Source organism: Micromonospora sp. NPDC004704 (assembly GCF_053601675.1).
The window spans coordinates 203,356-222,189 of sequence record NZ_JBSGCD010000008.1; the positions used below are offsets into that span (position 1 = coordinate 203,356).

Here is an 18,834-nt window from a genome sequence, read left to right on the forward strand (position 1 = left end):
TGCTGCCAGGTGTACGGATCTCGCTCGTCGTAGGGATGTCATGGCTGAAAGATGACCGATGCCCGCAGGACAGCGCTGGCGGCTCGGCACCGCTGTGGACAACGTAGGGGCCCTGTGGACAGCCGGACGATCAAGCCTTCGATGTGCTATCGGGTCTTATTTCGGACGGAGGGTAAGTAATGATGACATTGCGATCTTATGGTACGGGCGTAATTAGATCGTGCAGGGTGCGGAAGCGCGGGTGGGCGTTCTGGTGGAGTGCCGACGCTATCGAAGGTCGACCCGTGTGGCAGTCAGGGGCGGCGACGGGGGCGCCGGGCTCGTGACCGGATCACCAGAGGTGGGCGTCCGTTGCCTACGCGTTGTGTCAGGTATGACGCGTGAGTAGGACATGCATGTCGCATACATGCGACTTCCGTGTCAGAATCGAGCTAGCTTCCGCTCAGATAATGAACAAACCTGCTGGTGTTGCGCTTGCGGAACACCTGGGATCGGAGAGTCCCCCCGCCCCATGGTTGCAGCCCCGAGGCGAGGGAATCTCCCGCTGGTGGCCCCGTCTAACCCTTGGGTTAGGTGGGGCCACTCCAGCTTCCGGACAAGAACGCGTCCATCAGCCGGACGGTTTCCGTGAGGATTCTGATGATCAGGACCCCCAGGTCACCTGCCTTCCGGTAGCGACCGGTCGGCGGATCTTGCTCCGGGCCGGCTGGCCCGGTCGGTTGCGACACCTCGCACCACCTCCTTCCCAACCGTGGGCGAGAAATCTCGACCACGATGGAGAAGTAGGTTGCGCTACCTGTCGATGCACCTAGGACAGATTAGTGGTGCCCCTCTCCGGATCCAGCCTCACCATCAACCGGCCGAGGCGCAGGTGGTGCGTTCAGCACGTCTGCGCACGCTCATGCATGATCAACCGTGGCGAGTTACATATATCAATCCGCTTTAGTCCTAAGTGGCAGATAGCGAATAAAGGTTGAACCTATCCTCCGACGTCGTTGGTGATGCGGAGGCAACCGCAGGTCAACCTCATCGCGTGGACCCAGTTGAGGCGCCATCGTGCCTAGGTGCGAAGACCGCACCGGAGCAAATCAGCTTTTAGAGATAACCCTCCAGGTATGCCGGGTGCCGGACGAAGCTCCGCTCCATCCCTCGTGTCCCTTCACGAAGGGCGCCACCGCGGGTCGGCGGGCGGTCGCCAGTCCCAAAGTCTCGGTTGCCGTCCTGTTCCGGCCAGTGGTACCCGAATACCCCTGGCCCTCCATATCTCGGGTCGTGGCCGGCGCCTTCGATCGTTCTGACCGTGTACCGTCCGAACTGGCGACTCCCGGGGGAAGAGGCCCGGCGGTTCCGCTGTCCAGTCCTCTACCCGGGGAGTACCGATGCCGCCTGCGCCCATCGTCGACCCGCGATTCCCGGCACGCCTGCTTGAGCTGCGTATCGCTCGCGGTCTGTCCCTGCGTGACCTGGCCAAGCGCGTCTACTTCAGCAAGAGCTACCTGCACGATCTGGAGATTGGCCGAGGTCGGCCGACACCCGAGACTGCCCGACGCCTGGACGACGCGCTTGAAGCCGGCGGTGCGCTCGCCGCGCTGGTTGTCGACGCACCGGCCGTGACCACGCCGGATGACCAAAAGCGAATCGAGTACGTGATCGATCGGCCGTCACGGTTGGACGCCGCCACCGTCCACCTGCTCGCCGACTCATTGGCCGCGCAGCGACGTCTTGACGACGCGATGCCCGCGCCGATGATGCTGCCGTGGGCCGTGCCGCAGTGGCGCACCGTCCTGGATTTCACCGTGCAGGCTCGCGGTCTCCACGCGTCCGAGATGCATGCTGTCGCTGCGGAATGGACGCAGTTCGTCGGCTGGCTGCACGCCGAGGCTCGCAACGACGCCGAGGCAACGCGAGTGTTGGTCGAGGCGGCCGAACAGGCTGACCAGATCGACAACGGCCCGCTTGCCGCCCAGGCGGAGAACTTCCGGGGCTACTTGGAACGCCAGCGTGGGAACCCTCGCGGCATCGTGAGGCACTTCCTCGCCGCGTACAACACGCCGGGGGCGACCGCGTTGCAGCGGGTTGGCGACGCGGTGCAGGCCGCGCACGGGTACGCGCTGCTGGGAGACCGGGTTGCGGCTGGACGCCTGCTTGGCGAGGCGAGCGACCTCACCGAGACTGCGTCTGCGGAAGAGCCTCTGGGCGCCGCGTACTGGTTGACGCCGACGTTCTCCCGGATGGGCATCGGGCTGGCGTACCTGGCGCTCGGCAAGACGGCCGCTGCAGTGGACAACCTGCGTGCAGGGCTGGACAGCCTGCCGGACGACCAGCGCGACGCCGAGTGGACGACGGAATACCGGCAGGCGTTGGCTAACGCGGGAAGCTGAACGATCATCTGTCCGGAAGCTCCACCGGACAGATGGCGAACAGGTACGGACAGGTAACTCCTGGTGATCGTCGTCGTGCGCCGTAACGATGGGAGTGAGCACGGCCGGTAGCGGGTTCCCATTCCTGGATCGTCTTCCGCTATCGGTCGTGCCCCCGATCGTGTCGGGCCTGACCCGTGCAGGCTCGGCTCGGAGGTGCCGCTGCCCTGGGATGGGTCGTCGCGCACCTCCGGCCACCTGACGGAGGAATGCGATGCGATGGCTCGAACCCACCGACCCGGAGCCGGCCCCACCGGTACGGCCCGGCCCGGCGACCGAGTACCCCGCGCGGTGCGGTGCGTACCGGCCGGCGGACGCTCCGCCAGTGTCGGAGCCGCCGGTGGCCCGGTCCACGGGGGCCTTGATCCGGATCCTCTGGAACACCCGGCGCCCCCGGTGGGTGTGGCGGCGGCGATGAACGAACTCCAGCAGTGGTTCTCCAGATTCTCCCGGTCCCTATGGCCCTCACTGCACGGGATCGCCCGCGTGATCGTTGCCCGCCACGAGACCGGGGAGGAGTGCGGGCTGTGCCCTTGCTACGCGCCCGGCAGGTGCAGCCGGCTCCGGTGGGCACGGCAGCTCGTGACCGATCCGGAGATGCTGACCGCCGTGAAACAGGAGGCGGTGACATGACGGTGAACATCGGCCCGGTATCTCGGGGCACGGTCCTGCACCTCGGGCCAGGTGAGTGGTACGCCAACGGCAACCTGGCCACAGCGGAGACCGAGATCCAGGTGGTGGCCGTCGACCCCACCGACCCACGTACCCGTGACAACGAGCAGGAAGTCTGGGTGTCCGCCCACTGGTCGACCTGCACGGACCCGAACCGGCCGGGGCACCTGCCCTGTTTCGGCAACTACGTACGAGTCGCCGCGATCGTGCGGGAGGTGGCTGCCGGATGAGTCGGATGGACGAGCCGCTCACCGCTGCGGCGATCCGGATGGGCGCCGATCTCACACTGCGGCAGCACCAGCCCGGCCGGCATCCCTGGCAGCCGGGGACGTGCCGTCAGTGCACCCCCGACGGCTGCCCACAACTCGCCTGGGCGATCAAAGTCCGAAATCCGGACGCACCCGCACCGGTTGTCGCGGCGACGGATCGCGCCTCGTGACCATTTCCTACGTCAAGGTCACGGTGAACCTGGTCCGGCCCGCCGACGAGGCGCTGACCCGGCTCGCGGCCGAGCAGGGCACCAATCGCACGGTGGCGATGAACCGGGCGCTCCGGGTGGCGGCGGTCCTGCACGACCTGGCCCCGAATGGGCACCTCACGGTTACCCGTCCCGACGGGACCACCGCTGACGTGTACCTGGTGTGAGGCTCCGGGTCGGCGGCAACCGACCAGGACAGGGAATACGGGGAGGTCCCGCCCAGGCGGGACCTCCCCGATCCTGCTCGGGTCAGACCCGCTCGGGAGCGTCGAACTGGGCGCTGTACATCTCGACCAGCATGGCGCGGCCCTTGATGCCGGAGATCGCCTCGGCACCGGCGATGCCCTCGATCCAGGGGAGCTGTCCGGCACCGCCCTCCGGGCCGAGCGGAACCGCGATCATGACCCCGGCCGGCTCGTACGTCGCGACTTCACCCTCACCGGTGATCAGCGTGCGCAGGTTCGCGGCGACCAGCTCGGCCTGCCGGGTGGCCATGCCCGCCATGTTCGCGTCGGCGTCGGAGATGTCGCCGATGGCGAAGACTCGGTCCTGACCGGTGACCCGGAGCTGGTCGTCGACCCGAACGTACCCCTGCTCGTTGCGGGCTTCGGCGAGCGCGCCGTGCAGGTAGTCGGTTTGCAGGCCGACGCCGAAGCAGCGGTACCAGATGTCGGCGGTCAGTTCCTCGCCGTCGACCGTGGTGACCGATACCGGTCCGGCGGTGGCCGGGGCGATGCCGGGCAGCGCGTTCAGCCGGCTGCCGAGCTTGAGTTCGACCCCGAGTTTGTCGAGCTGGGCGCGCAGTTCGTCGCGGAGCGCCTGGTCGAACCGGCCGGGCAGGATGTCCGGTCCGGAGTCGACCAGGGTCACCTGCTTCTCCGGGAAGGACGACTTGATCTCCCCGGCGAGTTCCAGGCCGGACGGCCCGGCGCCGACCAGCAGCACCCGCTGGGCACCGCGCAGCTCCTGGTGGGCGTCGCGGAACTTGGCCTGGGCGGTCGCGCTCTCCGTCTCGTCGCTCTTGGCGGGGAACGGGTAGGACGAGCCGGTGGCCAGGATCAGGTAGTCCGGCTCCAGGCGCCCGCCTCCGGCGAGCGTGACCTGCCGGCCTTCGACCGCGGCGGCCCGGTCGCGCACGAACCGTCCGTGGTGCAGGAGCCGGCTGTACGGGAGGAAGATCCGCTCCACCCACTCCGGCTCGACCAGTGCGCGCCATGCGGCCACGTTGTGCAGGAAGGCGTCGGAGGGGTCGACGAGGGTCACGTCGGCGACGTCGTCGAGTGCCTTGGCGACTTTGAATCCGGCGTATCCGCCGCCGATGACGGCCACGCTCGGACGCGGCCGGGTTGTCTCAGTCATTGCTCGTAGCTCCAGGTTTGATAGTCACTTCTAATACCGGGTTAACCGTCGGCAAGACTAGCCGCTTCGAAAAGCATAGCGCCAGCGGATCTGCTAGCTTTGGTGGTATGACCAGCGCCGTCAACCACGCAGGAGACTGCGACCGCGCCGACGCGGCCCTGGCACGCGCGTTCGGTGTGCTGGGCAAGCGGTGGAGTGCCCTGGTGCTCGGCAGCCTCCGTAACGGGCCGGCTGGATTCCGCGAGTTGTCCCGAGCCGTCGAGGGTGTCAGCGATTCGGTGCTTTCCGACCGGCTGTCCGAGTTGACCGAGGTCGGCCTCGTCGCCCGTACGGTGGAGCCCGGGCCGCCGGTGGCGGTTTCCTACCAGCTCACTCCGGGTGGGCAGGCGCTCGTTCCGGTCCTCACCGAGATCTCCCGCTGGGCCACGAACCACCTGCCCGCCGACAAGAGCTGATCTTCCGGAGCACCTCGCCGGCATAGCGGGCGACAACAATCGGCGCCGCGACCTGCCCCGACCAGGCGTCGAACCCGACCAGGGTCTGTGGTGAAAGTCGCTGGTCACGGGCCTTGGGCTGTGTTTCCATGCCGCAGTGAAGATCGAGAACGTGTCCGGCGCGGACGTACCCCTGAGGGTCCGACAGCGGACTGATCGCGACCTCGGTGACTGTGTGCGGGTGTTGGCGGAGGTCCATGAGCGCGACGGTTATCCGGTGAACTGGCCCGATCTCCCGGACGCATGGCTCACGCCGCCATCGCTCATCGCCTCCTGGGTGGCGGAACTGGATGGCCGGATAGCCGGCCACATCGTCTTGTCCCGAAGCGGGGAGGGAGACGCGGCACCTGGGCTGTGGGGCGATCGTACGGGCGTGAGTATCGACGCGACTGCCGTGGTCAACCGACTGTTCGTCGCTCCGTCGGCCCGCGGCCGTGGGATCGGTGCGCTGCTGATGGCGCAGGCTGTCGGAGAAGCACGGGATCGCGGCTTGCATCCGGTGCTGGACGTGGTGGCTTCCGACACGGCGGCGGCGGCTCTTTACGAGAGGCTCGGCTGGCAGCTGCTGGCCACGGTCGAACAGCAGTGGAGCCCGGAGCAGAAGGTTTCCGTCCGGTGTTATGCCGCGGCAACCTGACGGTAGTGCCCTGGAACGATCAGGATCGACTCTCGCGACAGGCCCTGGCGTCAGAGCGGGCGGACGTACTCCATCCGGTTGGCGAAGTTGTCGTATCCGGCGCGCTGGAAGCCCCTGAACATGGCGACGTTGCGTACGTCGCAGTCGCCCCGGATCTCGGTCGCGCCGTTCCCGGCCAGGATCGCCGTGCCCCGCGCCACCACCGACGAGCTGTAACCCTTGCCCCGGTGCGCCGGTGCCACGCCGACGAACCCGATCACCGCGAAGGCGGGGTTGTGCGCGGGCAGGCTGACCACCGCCGGGCTGCCGTCGGCGGCGTACCCGATCTCCCACCACTGCGGCTCGTGGTGGAGTTCGGCCGTCTCCTCGAACAGCAGCTCGGCGGCCCGGCGCAGGCTGTGCCGGCGTACGTCCTCGGTCAGCCTGGCGTCGGCGGTGTCGGCGAGCAGGGTTTCCAGCAGGTCGACGAAGGGTTCCCGACCCAGCTCGGCCAGGGACCGGAACCGCAGTCGCCCGTCCTGCGCGGGCAGCTCCCCGCCCGCCAACCAGCGGAAACGTCGGCCGTCGCGAGCCACCGTGAAGCCGGCCCGGCGCAGCAGCTCACCGCGCTGCTCGGGATGGCGCTGGAACTGCGGTGCCTGGGCCGGGGAGTCGACCACGTGCCCCAGTTCGGTCGCGCCGAGCGTCCTGGCCAGGGTCGCCGCCTCCGCGAGCAGGGCCAGCCCGACGGCCGGCTCGGTCCCGTCCCAGGGCGCTTCCAGGAGGACAACGTCGCTCGGCACCTCGTGGCCCGGCATGGTCCACAGCACCACGCTGCCGACCAGGTGACCGCCCTCCTCCGCCACCAGGCACCACTCCGGTCGTGTGCAGCGCTTGGCGAGCAGGTCGGTCAGATACGCGGCGGTGCCGGCGGAACGCTCGGCGTCGTCCGGATACCGCACGAGTGCGGGGATCTCGTCGGCGTGGGCAACACGGATCGTGGTCAAGAAAAGCCCTTCGGGTACGGCGGCGTGCGGACCGTCCCGCAGCCGGCGGCAGCCGATGCCAGCCGAACGCTTCCACCGGCATCGCCAAGGAGTAGATCATGGGTACCGCACCCGACGGGGGGCTACGCTCGCTGGGTTGACGGCGGAGATCCGGTCGCCGTCGGGAGGCTGGAGGACGTACGTGAGCACCACGGAGGCCGATCCGGAGTTCACCACCTGCGAGTCCGGACCCGAGGGACTCCAGATCCTGGAACCCCGGCTGGTCCCGCTGGGCGGGCTGCGGGCGCTGAACGTACGCCGGACTTTGCCGCAGCGGGCCAGGTCGCTGATCGGGGCGTGGTGTTTCGTCGACCACTACGGCCCGGACGACGTCACCGAATCCGGTGGGATGTCGGTCAACGGGCACCCGCACACCGGACTCCAGACCGTGAGCTGGCTCTTCGACGGGGAGATCGAACACAAGGACACGGTCGGCTCGGTCCGTACGGTCCGGCCGGGCGAGGTGAACCTGATGACCGCCGGCCGGGGCATCGCCCACTCCGAGTTCTCCACCCCCGACACCACCGTCCTGCGCGGGGCGCAGCTCTGGATCGCCCTGCCCGACCACGAGCGGCACGGCGAGGCACGGTTCGAGCACTACACCCCCGAGCCGATCAGCCTCACCGGGGCCCGGGTGAGCGTCTTCATCGGTTCCCTGATGGGCTCGACCTCCCCGGTCCGTACGGCCACCCGCCTGATCGGGGCGGAGATCCGGATCGAGGTCGGCGCGACGGTGACCATCGAGGTCGACCCGACCTTCGAGCACGGCATCCTGGTCGACGACGGCCGGGTCACCGTCGCCGGTGCCGGCGTCGGTCAGTCCGAACTGCTCTTCGTCCAGGCGGGACCAAACACCCTGACCGTCACCGCCGAGCAGGGACCGGCCAGGATTCTGCTGCTCGGCGGCGAACCGCTCAACGAGCGGATCATCATGTGGTGGAACTTCATCGGGCGTACGCACGAGGAGATCGTCGAGTACCGCAACCGGTGGCAGGCGCAGGGTTTCGGCGAAGGCGACCCCGGCGCCGGTGACCTGCCCTACGGAACGTTTCCCGCCGACTGGGAGCAGCTCATTCCCGCGCCACCCCTGCCGGGTGGCCGGCTGAAACTCCGCCCCTGAGCCCGTACCCCGAGAAGGAGAGACGAGACCCGATGACGAACACCGCCCCCGAACCGACCGTCGAGCTGGACGAGCCCGGACACCGGTACACCATCACCGTCGACGGCACGGTCGCCGGATTCGCCAAGTTCTTCGACAACAACGGCCAACGGGTCTTCTTCCACACCGAGATCGGCAAGGAGTACGGCGGCCAGGGGCTGGGCAGCCTCCTGGTCACCGGGGCGCTCGACCACGTACGCACCGCCGGGCTGCGGATCGTGCCGATCTGCCCGTTCGTGAAGACGTACCTCACCCGCCACCACCAGTACGACGACCTGGTCGACCCGGTCACCCCGAACCTGCTCGCCCGGCTCGGTGCGTAGTGAAACCGGGTCGCCGGCTCTACCTCGACAAACAGTCACCCGCGATCTTCAAGTCGCTCAACGCGACCGCGATCCAGGTACGGGCCCAGGCCACCGAACTCGGCCTGGGCCGTCGCCTGCTCGAACTGGTCAACATCCGGGTCTCGCAGCTCAACGGGTGCGGGTACTGCCTGCAACTGCACACCGCGCGGGCACTCGCCGAGGGCGAGACCACGCACCGGCTCTCCGTCCTGTCCGTCTGGCGGGAGACCGAGCTGTTCGAGGCGAAGGAACGGGCGGCGCTGATGCTCGCCGAGGGGGCGACCCTGGTCGCGGGGGAGCGGACCGGTGACGCCGACTACGCGTGGATCGAGTCCGTGCTGACCGCCGACGAAATCTCCGTACTGAGCTGGGCGGCGATCACGATCAACGCGTTCAACCGGGTGTCGATCCTCAGCCGGCACCCCGTACCGGTGGAGAGCCCGGCGGTGACCGCGGACGCCAGGTAGGCGTCAGTCGCGGACCGCGCGCAGCACCAACTCCCGGAGCAGGTTGACCACCTCGGTCGGGGTGAAGTCCATCGCGTTCTCGTGCACGGTGACCTCGAAACTCGACCTGGTCGGATCCGGCGCGGACCGGATCCGGCCGAAGAGTTGGACGCCGTGTTCGGCCAGGATCGCGGCGGCGGCCCGTTCGACCGCCGCGGGGCCCGCGGGCAGGTGGACGTGGAACATCGGCGTCTGCGGCGGATCCGGCCAGGCCAGGGCCACGCCGTCGGCGTTGATCGCCGCCGCGATCGCGATCGCATGGTCGCGGTAGGCCGGCATCCGGGGCAGCAGGGTGTCGAGCCCGGCGAGCGCGGCCAGGGCGAGCGGCCAGGCGTCATGGATCGCACCACCGAGCCGGGTACGCCACACCGCCGCCTCGGCGATCGTCGCCGCGTCACCGGCCAGAATCGCGCCGCGTACGCCCTGGAGCGCCTTGTAGAGCGACACGTACACGGTGTCGAAGAGACCGGCGATCTCGTCGAACGGCCGGCGGTAGTAGGTCTGCGCCTCCCAGAGCCGGGCACCGTCCAGGTGCGTCGCCGCCCCACCGGAGCGTGCCGTCTCGACCTGCGCCAACAGCTCCTCCCACTCGGGCAGCAGGCCGCCGATGTCGCGCTGCGGCAACTCCCACAGCACCGCCGCCAGCGGCTCACCGATGGATTCGAGGTCCGCGCCGGTCATCAACCGGTGCCGGTCACCGGCCGGGTGGAAGCGCAGCCCGTGCACGACCTGGTAACCCTGCGCCTCCCAGGCATCCAGATGGGTCTGCGGATGCGCGGCGAACGCGGGCACGTTGCGGCGCTGGGCGTGGATCCGGAGCGCGACCTGCTGCGCCATCGTCCCGGTGGGGAAGAACAGCGCGGCCTCCTTGCGCAGCAGGGTCGCCACCCGCCGTTCGAGCTGCGCCACGGGCCCGTCCGGCCCGGACGGCGGGGTGTCGGCGTCCACCCGTTCCAGGAGATCCCGCAGCACCACCTGCGGGCTCAGCCGGATCGGCGCGTGTGCGAACAGGGAACGCCGGATCGGCGGACGGGCATCGGGCGCGGGCATGATCCAGAGCATGCCCTTGCTGCCACCTGTTTGCAATAAGGGTTGTCCTTCGTCACCCGGCGGGCGCCGGGGCCGGTGGACCGGTCGGCGTCGCGCGCAGTGCGGCCAGCAGCCAGGTGAACGCGGGCACCGCCGGTGGTGCCGGGGCGACCCCGTTGACCAGGCTCAACAACTCCCAGTACCGCTCCACGGCGGGATCGGCCACCGTCTCCAGCCAGGTCAGCAGGGCGGCCCGCTCCGGCTCCGGCAGGTCGGCGGGGACGATCCGGGCAAGCACCGCCGCGCCCACCGAGGACTCCGGCGCGACCCCCTCCGCCACCGCCCGCCCCGCGTGCTCGACCACCGCCGGGCGGATGGTGAGACCGAAGTCCAACCGGTTGTCGTCCCCACCGGTCAACACCATTCGTCGTACGGACCGACGGAAGTCCTCGTCCGCGACCAGGTCCGCCAGCTCCACCCAGGCGTCCACCTGCTCGGCGGTCGCGTCGTCGGGCAACTCCGTCGGCAACTCCCGCATCCATCCCGCGACCACCAGAGCGTCGGAGTCGTCGACCCCGGCGAAGATCTCGTCGACGAAGTCGTCGATGACCTGCTGGCGCTCCCGTACCGAGAGTCGGGCCAGTTTGTGGATCAATGTCAGCTCCTCGGTTGTGCTGCCACGGTTCGCGACGGTGGCCAGTACCGCCCGGCGCAGCCGCAACGTACGGATCTCCGCGTCGAGGGCCCGGACGTGTAGTAGCGCCACCTCGGGCAGGGTGTCCTGTCGGGCGAGCACCCGGCGTACAGCATCCAGGCCGAGACCGAGTTCACGCAGGGTACGGACCAGGTCCAGCCGGGCCACCGCGGTCGCGTCGTACCGGCGGTAGCCACCGGTGGACCGGTCCACCGGCGGTACCACCCCGATGTCGGACCAGTAGCGGATCGTCCGCACCGCCAACCCGGTACGCCGCGCCAACTGCCCGATCGTGTACCGCTGCGGGGCGGTGCCGTCGTCCATGGGACCAGCCTGCACCCTCCACCCACCGGAGACTCAAGCTCCCGGTTCAGGGGGCAGCCGTCCACCGTGGTCCGAACTATGATTGCCGTTCCGGAAACCGGGGGGGAAATCATGTCCGGAAGTGTGACCGTACGGCGGGCCGGCGCGGACGAGGCGGCGGCGATCGCGATCGTTCTCGGCGAGGCGAGCCTGGACGAGGCCGTGGTCGGCTGGGTGGTGCCGGACGAGCGGATACGCCGCGACCGGCTCACCTCCGGCGCGGAGCAGACCGTCGGCTGGGTGCACGGGGTGCTCGCCACCGGCGAGATCCTGGTCGCCCAGGACGACTCCGGCGGGATCGGCGGGCTGTCCCTGTGGGAGTACACCGACGGTGGCGCGGTCGCACCCGCACCCGCCCCGGAGGAGCTGACCGCCGTCTTCGCCCAGGCCTACGGCGAGTACGCGCCCCGGATGGCCCTCGTGCACGAGCTGACCCAGCGCCGTCACCCACGCGACGAGCCGCACTGGTATCTCCAGTTGATGGTGGTCCTACCGGATCACCGGGGCCGTGGGCTCGGCGGCGCGATGCTGGCCCACCAACTCGCCCGAGTCGATGCCGACGGCGTCGCGGCCTACCTGGAGGCCAGCACTCCCCGCAACCGCAGGCTGTACGAGCGACACGGGTTCCGGGCGCTCGGCGCCCCGATCGTGCTCCCGGACGGCGGCCCCGGCATCCAACCCATGTGGCGACCGGCGGTCACCCCGGTCACCTGACCCCGGTCAGGCCGGGAGGTCCGCCTGCCAGACCCAGTTGCGGCGGTCGTAGTTGACCCGGAAACCGAGCCGGAGCATGTTCTCCAGCGACGCGTTGTGATCACCTTCGGCCGGACGGCCGGTCTGCGCGGTCAGCCAACGGCAGCCGGCCTCGGCGGCGCCGCGGGCGCGGGCCGCCAGGAGTGCCGACTGGGCGCCCCGACCACGATGGGTGGGCAGGGTCGACGCACCGCAGATCCCGCCGGCCTCACCGTGGACGAACAGGTTGGCGGCCCCGACCATCTCGTCGCCGTCCCAGGCCGCGTACGCGCGGAAGTCGGGGTGGGCGACGGTGGCGGCCATCATCTCCGCCAGACCCTCCTCGGGCATGCCGAAGCCGCGCATCAGGACCGAGGCCCACTGTGCGGCCTGGGTGGTGTCGACCTCGGTGATCCGCAACGTCGTCTCGACCGTCGGGAAGTCAGCCACCTCGCGGGCCAACTGCACCCAGTACGAGCCCGGCGTGATGCCCTGCGCGGCGCAGATCTCGTCCCAGTCGTCCGGCAGCCGGGACGGGGCGATCTGGATCGTGGCCTGCTGGCGGCCCTGCGTCCGGTAGAAGTCGCAGACCTCGGCGATCGTCTTGGCGGTCACCGGCTCGTCGAAACCGAAGCCGAGGGCCTTGTTCCAGTAGCCCCCGGCCGGGTCGTGTCGCATCGACACCGCGACGCCGCCACCGATCCGGGTCTGCGCCATCCCGAGGGTCGACTGGACACTCTCCGGTGTGCCGGACTCGTACCGGAACATCACCTCGGCCTCGGCCAGTTCGGCGAGCGCGGACAGTCGATCATCAACCGACACGGGGGATCCTCCGGGCGACAGGTGGTGGTCGGGCACGCTGAGCAGCGCCTACGCCCGTACGGCAGCCACAACTATGGGCAGGACGGTATACGCGTACCAAGCCGACCCGGCGACCGAACGCTGTGATCTGGACCTCGGTGTGACGCCCACTACCCGTGAGGGTTCGCGGCGGCGGCGGCGTACCCGGTCAGTTGACCCGCTCGGCACTTCGGCCCTGCGGGGTGGCCCGATCGGCAACAGGATCGTGCGCCGTGCCCGGATCGCCGTCGCTGTTGCTGTCGCGGTCGGTTGGGCCGGGCTGGCGCGGTACCCGGGCGGGTGGCGGTGAGGTCGACGGTGGGCGCCGTCGGGGCCCGAGCAGGCGCATCATCGGGGTCTCGACGAACCGGTACAGCAGCCCGGCGAGGACCAGGTTGAGCAGCAGGAAGCCGACCGCCGCGGCCGGTCCCTGCCAGCCGGGGAAACCGCCCTGATGGTTCGTGGCCCGCAGGATGCTGGTCACCACGAACACGTGCACCAGGTAATAGGCGAAGGACACCTCGCCGAGCCAGCGCATCGGCCGGGACCGCCACGGCGACCAGGTTCCGCGTACGTCCGCCTCGGCCGCCGCCGCGATCACCAGGATGTACGCCGCGGCGAGCAGGGTCGTCCACAGCTCGGCGCGGATCCACTGGGTGGCGGCCACCCACGTGAGCAGGAAGATCACGGTCGCGACCTTCAGGTTCGGGCCGCGCCACCGGCCGCGCACCATCAGCTCGGCCGCCGCCACCCCCATCCAGAACTCCAGCGAACGCACCAGCGGGAACACCTGGGTGAACCACCACCGGTCCGCCTCCGGCACCAGGAGCTGACCCGGCCAGAGGGAGAGGATCAGCAGCGGCATCGCGACGATGACGGCGACCAGGACCCCGGGGCGCAGGCGGCGGATCAGCGGAAGGACCAGGGGCAGGCACAGGTAGAAGAACAGCTCGCAGGAGAGCGACCAGCTCACCGTGTTGACGCTGTAGAACCAACCCGGAGTCGGGTTCCAGGCCTGCACCAGGAAGAGGTTGGTGATCGCGACCTTGAGGTTGAACGGGTCCGCCCAGTAGAGCCCGAGCAGCAGCACCGCCGCCCAGAGCACCACGTGGTTGGGGAAGATCTTCGCGGCCCGGCGCCGCCAGAACGCCAGCGGGGTGTCACCGGGTCGGGCCGACCAGACCAGCACGAACCCGCTGAGGATAAAGAAGAACTGGACCCCGGACAGGCCGAGGGTGAACACCTTGCTGACCACGGCGTGGTAGTCGGGCTCGGCGATGACCCGCATCGTCCCGACGTGGAAGCCGAAGACCAGCATCGCGGCGACCCACCGCAACCCGGTCAGTGACGGCAGCTTGCTCAGGGGTCGGCCAGCGGCGGTGGCCGTGGGAGTGCTCGTCATGACGCCCGGCACTCTAACCGGTACGCCGGCACCGGCCACCGGCACGGGTCCGCTTCCGTTCGGGATCGGCCACTTCGGTCGACGATGAGTCGTACATCCTTGATTTCCGTACTCGTCACTGATTCGGGGTCGACTGTTCCCCGGTCCGCCCTACCGTGCCCAATCATGGTCTTCACTCGATCGGGCCTCGCGCCCGCCCGTGCCACCACCCCCGGCCGGGTCGCCGTCGCACTGCTGGCGCTGGCCGCCTCGGTGTCCACGCTCACCGCCGTCGACAACACCACGCCGGCCGCAGCCGCCCCCGGCAGCGTGGTCGTCTCCGCGAACTTCGACACGGGCGGCCTGCCCGCCGGCTGGCGGGCCGTCGACGGTGACTGGACGGTCAAGAACGGCCGGCTGTACGGGGCCGCCGGCAGCGGCTCGAAGAAGATCACCTTCGGTCGGCACCTGAACGACTTCCGGCTCGAGGCGACGGTCCGGTTCGAGTCGGTGGCCGAGGCGACCCGGTGGACCGCGCTCGGGCTCGACGTACCGGCCGCCGGTGCCCCGCCGTGGTGGATCGCCACCCTGCGCAGCGGCAGCACCGCCACGAACGGGCTGGAGTTCGCCCAGCTCACCACGGCGAACACGTGGAACGTGACGAACACCGCCGCGGCGCCTTCGGCGGCCGGCACCGGTCGGGACGTCCAGGCGCTGATCGTGAACGGGGCCACCGTCTCGTTCGACAACGTCAAGGTCACCGAGCTGGCGCCGAGCCCGTACCTCCGGCCCGTCGGTGCGCCGCTGACCGTCATCGCCCACCGGGGCGCCTCGGCGGTGGCGCCGGAGAACACCCTGGTCGCCCAGGACATCGCCCGGAGCAACGGGGCCGACTGGATCGAGAACGACGTCCAGCCGAGCAAGGACGGCGTGCCCTTCGTGATGCACGACAGCACGGTGAACCGGACCACCAACGGCACCGGCGCGATCCGCAGCCTCACCGCCGCCCAGCTCAAGCAACTCGACGCCGGTTCGTGGTTCGGCTCGCAGTTCACCGGCGTACGCCTGCCGACGCTGGCCGAGCAACTGGCCGACCTGCGTACCCGTGGTGGCAAGCTGCTGCTGGAGATCAAGGGTGCGCACACCAAGGCCGAGGTCGGCCGGATCATCGACATCATCCGGGCCGAGCAGATGACCGGCCGGGTCTTCATCCAGAGCTTCGAGACCAGCGCGCTCACGTACAGCTACCAGCTCGCCCCGGAGATCCCGCTCGGCCTGCTGCGCAGCACCCTCGACACGGACCCGGTGGCGATAGCGCGGCAGTACCACCTGACCGCGTACAACCCGGCGGTGGCGGCGTTGACCGCCCGTCCGGCGGTCATCGCGAGCCTGCACACCGCCGGGGTGGCGCTGATGGTCTGGACGGTCGACTCGGCCACCCAGTGGCAGCAGCTCAAGGGCCTCGGGGTGGACGGGATCATCACCAACCGGTCGCCCGAACTCGTCGACTGGAACGCCGCCAACCCCGGCTGACCCACACTCCGCCGGTTGGGCGCGCCGCCTCGGTGAGCCGTGCCGCCGATTGGCGCGGCTCACCAGCCGGGGGTCAGCCGGCCGGGGGTTCAGAATGCGCCCTTGAGGTGTTCGACCCGGGCGGGGCCGCGCGGTGGTGCGAAGACCGAGACCACGTCGAAGCGGACCTCGGCCGGATGGGCGCCGGACTGCTCCAACCACTGCGCGGCCAACCGCCGCAACCGCCGTGCCTTGGCCGGCACGACCGCCTCGGCGGGAGAGCCGAAGGTGGTGCCCCGTCTGGTCTTCACCTCGCAGAACGCGAGCACGGGACCGTCCCAGGCGATGATGTCGATCTCCCCGGCGGGACCGTGCGCCCCGGCGGGCGTACGCCAGTTCCGGTCCACCACCCGCAGACCGTTCGCCACCAGGTGCCGTACGGCACAGCGCTCGCCGTACGCGCCGACCGCCTTCCGTTCCAGCGTCATGGGGTCGAGGGTGAACGGACCGGCCGTACGGCGCAGCCGGTGAGGGCGAGCCTGTGGACGACGGGGCGCCCTGTGGACAGCCGGACGATCAAGCCACCCCGTGCTATGCGGCTGATTGCCAGCGCTGGTCAGGCCGGTGGCGCGTACGCGTACGTCATGGGGTGCCATTCCAACCAGTCGCCGTGTCCGCCGGTGCGGCCCAGCACCTCGACGGTGGCCCGGCCGTCGCGCCAGGCGACCACGGTGAGCAGAGCGGCGGCGAGCACCCCCGGCGGTCCGGCCGTCGCCGGTCGCCGGTCGAGGAAGAGTTCGGCGCCGGAGACGGACGCCTCGTTGAGCACCACGGTCAGGTCACGCCGGGCGCCGAACCCGGCCAGGATCGCCGCCAGCCGCTGCCGGTCGGCGCGGTCGAGATAGGTCAGCGCCATCGAGGCGAAGACCACCGGCACCACCCCGTCCGGCACCTCCGCCAGCAGGGTGGGCAGGGTCTGCACCATGTCCCCGGCGACCAGTCGCGGCCCGACCAGGGCCACCTCGGCGAGGGCCGCCTCCAGCCGGGCCAGCCGTTCGGTCTGCTCCGGCCAGACGCAGGCCCGCAACCAGTCGGTGGCCAGCGGATCCGTGGCGTCGATCGGGGCGAGGTCGATGCCGACCCGATCGGCGACGGTCAGCTCGGTGGCGGCCGGTTCGGGCCAACCGGGACCGTGCAGCCCGACCGTCATGGTCAGCGACTCCGGCACCCCCGCCGGCCCGTAGGTCTCGGTGCGGCCGTCCGGGCCGACGTACCGGCAGGCATACCGGTCGCTGATCAGCAGCAGGCCGGCGCTGGTGCCGAGTTCGACCAGGTGCAGCGGGCGGTCCTCGGCGTACGCGGCTGCCCGGCCGAAGCCCGCCCGCAGCACCGCACCCCGCCGGGCCTCGTTGGTCTGGGTGGTCCTGGTTCCGCAGATCGCCGTCAGTTCGTCCCGGTACGCACCGACCAGGTCGGCGAACGCCGCGCCCAGCCCGTCGTCGACCTCCCGCCCACCGCCGAGGGTCGGCAGGTACGCCGCGAGCCGATGCCCCGCCGCGGTCGTCCGGAGCAGGTACTGCACGGCGGCGAAGTAGAGGATCGCCCGTCGCTGCCCGGGACCGGCGGCGCGCAACGGCCCGGACAGGTCCGGTCGTTCGGCGAGCAGTGCGGAGAGGTACTCGTACCGGGGGGAGACACCGCGGAACTCGTGCCGGGCGAAGCGGCGGAACATCTCCGCCAGGGCGAACTCCTCGGTAACCGTCATACCGGGTGATGGTCCGCCGACCGGCCGTCGCGCGCAGCGACCTTCGTCACGTGCCGGTACGCACCCCCGGCCGCACTGCTCCCGTCGGGGAATCTCCGCAACGCGGATAAAAAGCGGCGCCTCGGCCGGAAGTCAGAAGCGGCAACAAGCCGGGCATCAAGGTCATCTAATTGGCGCCGCCTCGGGCGGGTCGTTTACGGTGCCCGATCGTGGATGGACAACGGAACTTCCCCGAGGGGCAGGAGCAGCCGCGCTGGTACGCCGACGAGCGCGGATATCCCGAGTCGGACTGGCGGACCAGCACCGACGCGCGCTACCCGGCGGAGTCCGAGCGCTATCCCGAGTCCGAGCGTTATCCGGCCGGCTCGGACCGGCACTCCGCCGACCCGGACGGCGACTCCCACCGGGACAGGTACCCCGCCGTTCCGGACCGGTTCGCCGTGGACCCCGACCGGTTCGTCGCCGATCCTGACCGCCTCGGCAGTCGCGATCCTGACCGCCTCGCCGGGGAGTCGGATCGGTTCCGCGCCGATCCGGACCGGTTCCGCAACGAACCCGACCGGTACGCCCCCACCGGCTACGCCGACCCGATCGACCTGGGGCGGGACCCGCTCGAAGCGATCCGGGTACGGCCGGACGCCGTCCCCGTACCGGCGGAGCGTGGTGGGCGGGACGCGGCGGACCCGGGGCGGGGCGGGGACGTACCGACCGGCCGGGGCGAGACCACCGGGCGGCTGGCCGAACCGGCGGTCGACGGTGGGTGGGGCGGGACCGAACCGGCCCACAGCGCGGGCGGTACGGAACGTCCGCCGCTGTCCGGCTACCCGATCGTCGCCGGTGGCCGGAGCGCGCAGCAGCCCGCCCCGGCGGTACCCGGTGCGGGTCTGTCGTCCCCGCAGGCCGACCCGGCCGCCGGAGCACTGCACCTGCCCACCGGCCCAATGATCATGATCCCGGCCCAGCCGGCCGACCTCCCGCCGGGACCCGAGTTCCCCACCGGCGAGCCCACCGGTCTGTACGGCGAGCCCGCCGATGGCCCCCGCCGCATCGGTACGGGTGGCGCCCCGGCCGGGGACGGCGTCTACCGGACCCGCCGCCCGGTCATCGCCCTGCTCTTTGCCGTACTGGTGGTGATCTTCGAGGTACCGGCGCTCCGGATCCTGGTCGACGGGGCGATCGGCGGGACGGTATCGCCCAGCGGGGTCATCTCCGGGGCATTCCTCGCGTTCGGCCTCCCGATGTTCGCCACCGGCATGTACGCGCTGCTGACCGGGGGTGCGGCCATCGGTGATCCGGGCAGGGTGTGGCTGCGCCCGCCGACCGCGTACCTCACCGTCGGGTTGGTCCTGTTCGTCGCCGCCGCGCTCGCCGCCGGCTGAGCGGGTACGCACCACCCGTTCCCCGCGTCACCGGTGTCCCCGCGT

General features: G+C 70.3%; 20 protein-coding genes. 12 read left to right on the forward strand and 8 right to left on the reverse strand.

Annotated elements, in window-relative coordinates; genetic code table 11:
- The first annotated feature begins 1,379 nt into the window (after nt 1-1,379).
- The 4 genes from ACWEFB_RS14070 to ACWEFB_RS14085 all read left to right on the forward strand — a co-directional run bounded on the left by ACWEFB_RS14070 (nt 1,380) and on the right by ACWEFB_RS14085 (nt 3,737).
- Entirely contained in the window at nt 1,380-2,381 is a 1,002-nt protein-coding gene (locus tag ACWEFB_RS14070; protein ID WP_452285441.1) for a helix-turn-helix domain-containing protein, read from the forward strand.
- Between the two features lie 668 nt (nt 2,382-3,049).
- Nucleotides 3,050-3,322, forward strand: a complete 273-nt coding sequence (locus tag ACWEFB_RS14075) for a hypothetical protein (RefSeq protein ID WP_452285443.1) — start codon at nt 3,050-3,052, stop codon at nt 3,320-3,322.
- Entirely contained in the window at nt 3,319-3,531 is a 213-nt protein-coding gene (locus ACWEFB_RS14080) for a hypothetical protein (RefSeq protein ID WP_363599180.1), read from the forward strand. Before ACWEFB_RS14075 ends, ACWEFB_RS14080 begins: the two co-directional genes overlap by 4 nt.
- Nucleotides 3,528-3,737: a hypothetical protein gene (locus ACWEFB_RS14085; protein ID WP_452285445.1), complete on the forward strand. Its 210-nt coding sequence runs from the start codon at nt 3,528-3,530 to the stop codon at nt 3,735-3,737. Before ACWEFB_RS14080 ends, ACWEFB_RS14085 begins: the two co-directional genes overlap by 4 nt.
- A gap of 82 nt (nt 3,738-3,819) precedes the next feature.
- Here the strand turns inward: ACWEFB_RS14085 and ACWEFB_RS14090 are convergent, their stop codons facing one another.
- Nucleotides 3,820-4,929 carry an NAD(P)/FAD-dependent oxidoreductase gene (locus ACWEFB_RS14090; protein WP_452285447.1) on the reverse strand — a complete coding sequence of 370 codons (1,110 nt, stop codon included), beginning with the start codon at nt 4,927-4,929 and terminating at the stop codon, nt 3,820-3,822.
- 107 nt (nt 4,930-5,036) lie between these two features.
- On the opposite strand from ACWEFB_RS14090, the gene ACWEFB_RS14095 reads away from it, so the two are divergent.
- Entirely contained in the window at nt 5,037-5,384 is a 348-nt protein-coding gene (locus tag ACWEFB_RS14095) for a winged helix-turn-helix transcriptional regulator (protein WP_326560396.1), read from the forward strand.
- A gap of 136 nt (nt 5,385-5,520) precedes the next feature.
- Nucleotides 5,521-6,060, forward strand: coding sequence for a GNAT family N-acetyltransferase (locus ACWEFB_RS14100; RefSeq protein WP_452285449.1), 540 nt, complete (start codon nt 5,521-5,523; stop codon nt 6,058-6,060).
- A 50-nt stretch (nt 6,061-6,110) separates the two neighbouring features.
- Here ACWEFB_RS14100 and ACWEFB_RS14105 read toward each other — a convergent pair whose 3' ends face one another.
- A complete protein-coding gene (locus tag ACWEFB_RS14105) occupies nt 6,111-7,046 on the reverse strand; it encodes a GNAT family N-acetyltransferase (protein WP_452285451.1) in 936 nt (311 codons plus the stop codon).
- Nucleotides 7,047-7,227: 181 nt separating this feature from the next.
- Between ACWEFB_RS14105 and ACWEFB_RS14110 the strand changes: the two genes are divergently transcribed.
- From ACWEFB_RS14110 to ACWEFB_RS14120, 3 genes are read left to right on the forward strand one after another with little or no spacing between them, the layout of a single operon-like run.
- Entirely contained in the window at nt 7,228-8,205 is a 978-nt protein-coding gene (locus tag ACWEFB_RS14110) for a pirin family protein (RefSeq protein ID WP_452285453.1), read from the forward strand.
- Complete coding sequence (locus tag ACWEFB_RS14115) at nt 8,202-8,567, forward strand: GNAT family N-acetyltransferase (protein WP_452285659.1); 366 nt, start codon at nt 8,202-8,204, stop codon at nt 8,565-8,567. The genes ACWEFB_RS14110 and ACWEFB_RS14115 overlap by 4 nt, the downstream gene beginning before the upstream one ends.
- Nucleotides 8,567-9,055, forward strand: a complete 489-nt coding sequence (locus ACWEFB_RS14120) for a carboxymuconolactone decarboxylase family protein (RefSeq protein WP_452285455.1) — start codon at nt 8,567-8,569, stop codon at nt 9,053-9,055. Before ACWEFB_RS14115 ends, ACWEFB_RS14120 begins: the two co-directional genes overlap by 1 nt.
- Nucleotides 9,056-9,058: 3 nt before the next feature.
- Here the strand turns inward: ACWEFB_RS14120 and ACWEFB_RS14125 are convergent, their stop codons facing one another.
- Nucleotides 9,059-10,144, reverse strand: a complete 1,086-nt coding sequence (locus ACWEFB_RS14125; protein WP_452285457.1) for a threonine aldolase family protein — start codon at nt 10,142-10,144, stop codon at nt 9,059-9,061.
- A gap of 52 nt (nt 10,145-10,196) precedes the next feature.
- Complete coding sequence (locus ACWEFB_RS14130) at nt 10,197-11,141, reverse strand: helix-turn-helix domain-containing protein (RefSeq protein WP_452285459.1); 945 nt, start codon at nt 11,139-11,141, stop codon at nt 10,197-10,199.
- A gap of 111 nt (nt 11,142-11,252) precedes the next feature.
- On the opposite strand from ACWEFB_RS14130, the gene ACWEFB_RS14135 reads away from it, so the two are divergent.
- Entirely contained in the window at nt 11,253-11,894 is a 642-nt protein-coding gene (locus tag ACWEFB_RS14135) for a GNAT family N-acetyltransferase (protein ID WP_452285461.1), read from the forward strand.
- A 6-nt stretch (nt 11,895-11,900) separates the two neighbouring features.
- Here ACWEFB_RS14135 and ACWEFB_RS14140 read toward each other — a convergent pair whose 3' ends face one another.
- Nucleotides 11,901-12,734 (reverse strand): GNAT family N-acetyltransferase, encoded by an 834-nt coding sequence (locus tag ACWEFB_RS14140; protein ID WP_452285463.1) that lies wholly within the window; start codon nt 12,732-12,734, stop codon nt 11,901-11,903.
- A 187-nt stretch (nt 12,735-12,921) separates the two neighbouring features.
- Nucleotides 12,922-14,154 (reverse strand): acyltransferase family protein, encoded by a 1,233-nt coding sequence (locus ACWEFB_RS14145; protein WP_452285464.1) that lies wholly within the window; start codon nt 14,152-14,154, stop codon nt 12,922-12,924.
- Nucleotides 14,155-14,319: 165 nt separating this feature from the next.
- On the opposite strand from ACWEFB_RS14145, the gene ACWEFB_RS14150 reads away from it, so the two are divergent.
- The gene (locus ACWEFB_RS14150) at nt 14,320-15,666 is read left to right on the forward strand and encodes a glycerophosphodiester phosphodiesterase (RefSeq protein ID WP_452285466.1); all 1,347 of its coding nucleotides are present in this window, start codon (nt 14,320-14,322) and stop codon (nt 15,664-15,666) included.
- Nucleotides 15,667-15,755: 89 nt separating this feature from the next.
- Here ACWEFB_RS14150 and ACWEFB_RS14155 read toward each other — a convergent pair whose 3' ends face one another.
- Nucleotides 15,756-16,133: a YraN family protein gene (locus tag ACWEFB_RS14155; protein ID WP_452285468.1), complete on the reverse strand. Its 378-nt coding sequence runs from the start codon at nt 16,131-16,133 to the stop codon at nt 15,756-15,758.
- Between the two features lie 128 nt (nt 16,134-16,261).
- Complete coding sequence (locus ACWEFB_RS14160) at nt 16,262-17,410, reverse strand: DUF2332 domain-containing protein (RefSeq protein WP_452285470.1); 1,149 nt, start codon at nt 17,408-17,410, stop codon at nt 16,262-16,264.
- Nucleotides 17,411-17,619: 209 nt separating this feature from the next.
- Between ACWEFB_RS14160 and ACWEFB_RS14165 the strand changes: the two genes are divergently transcribed.
- Complete coding sequence (locus ACWEFB_RS14165; protein ID WP_452285472.1) at nt 17,620-18,789, forward strand: hypothetical protein; 1,170 nt, start codon at nt 17,620-17,622, stop codon at nt 18,787-18,789.
- Nucleotides 18,790-18,834: the final 45 nt, after the last annotated feature.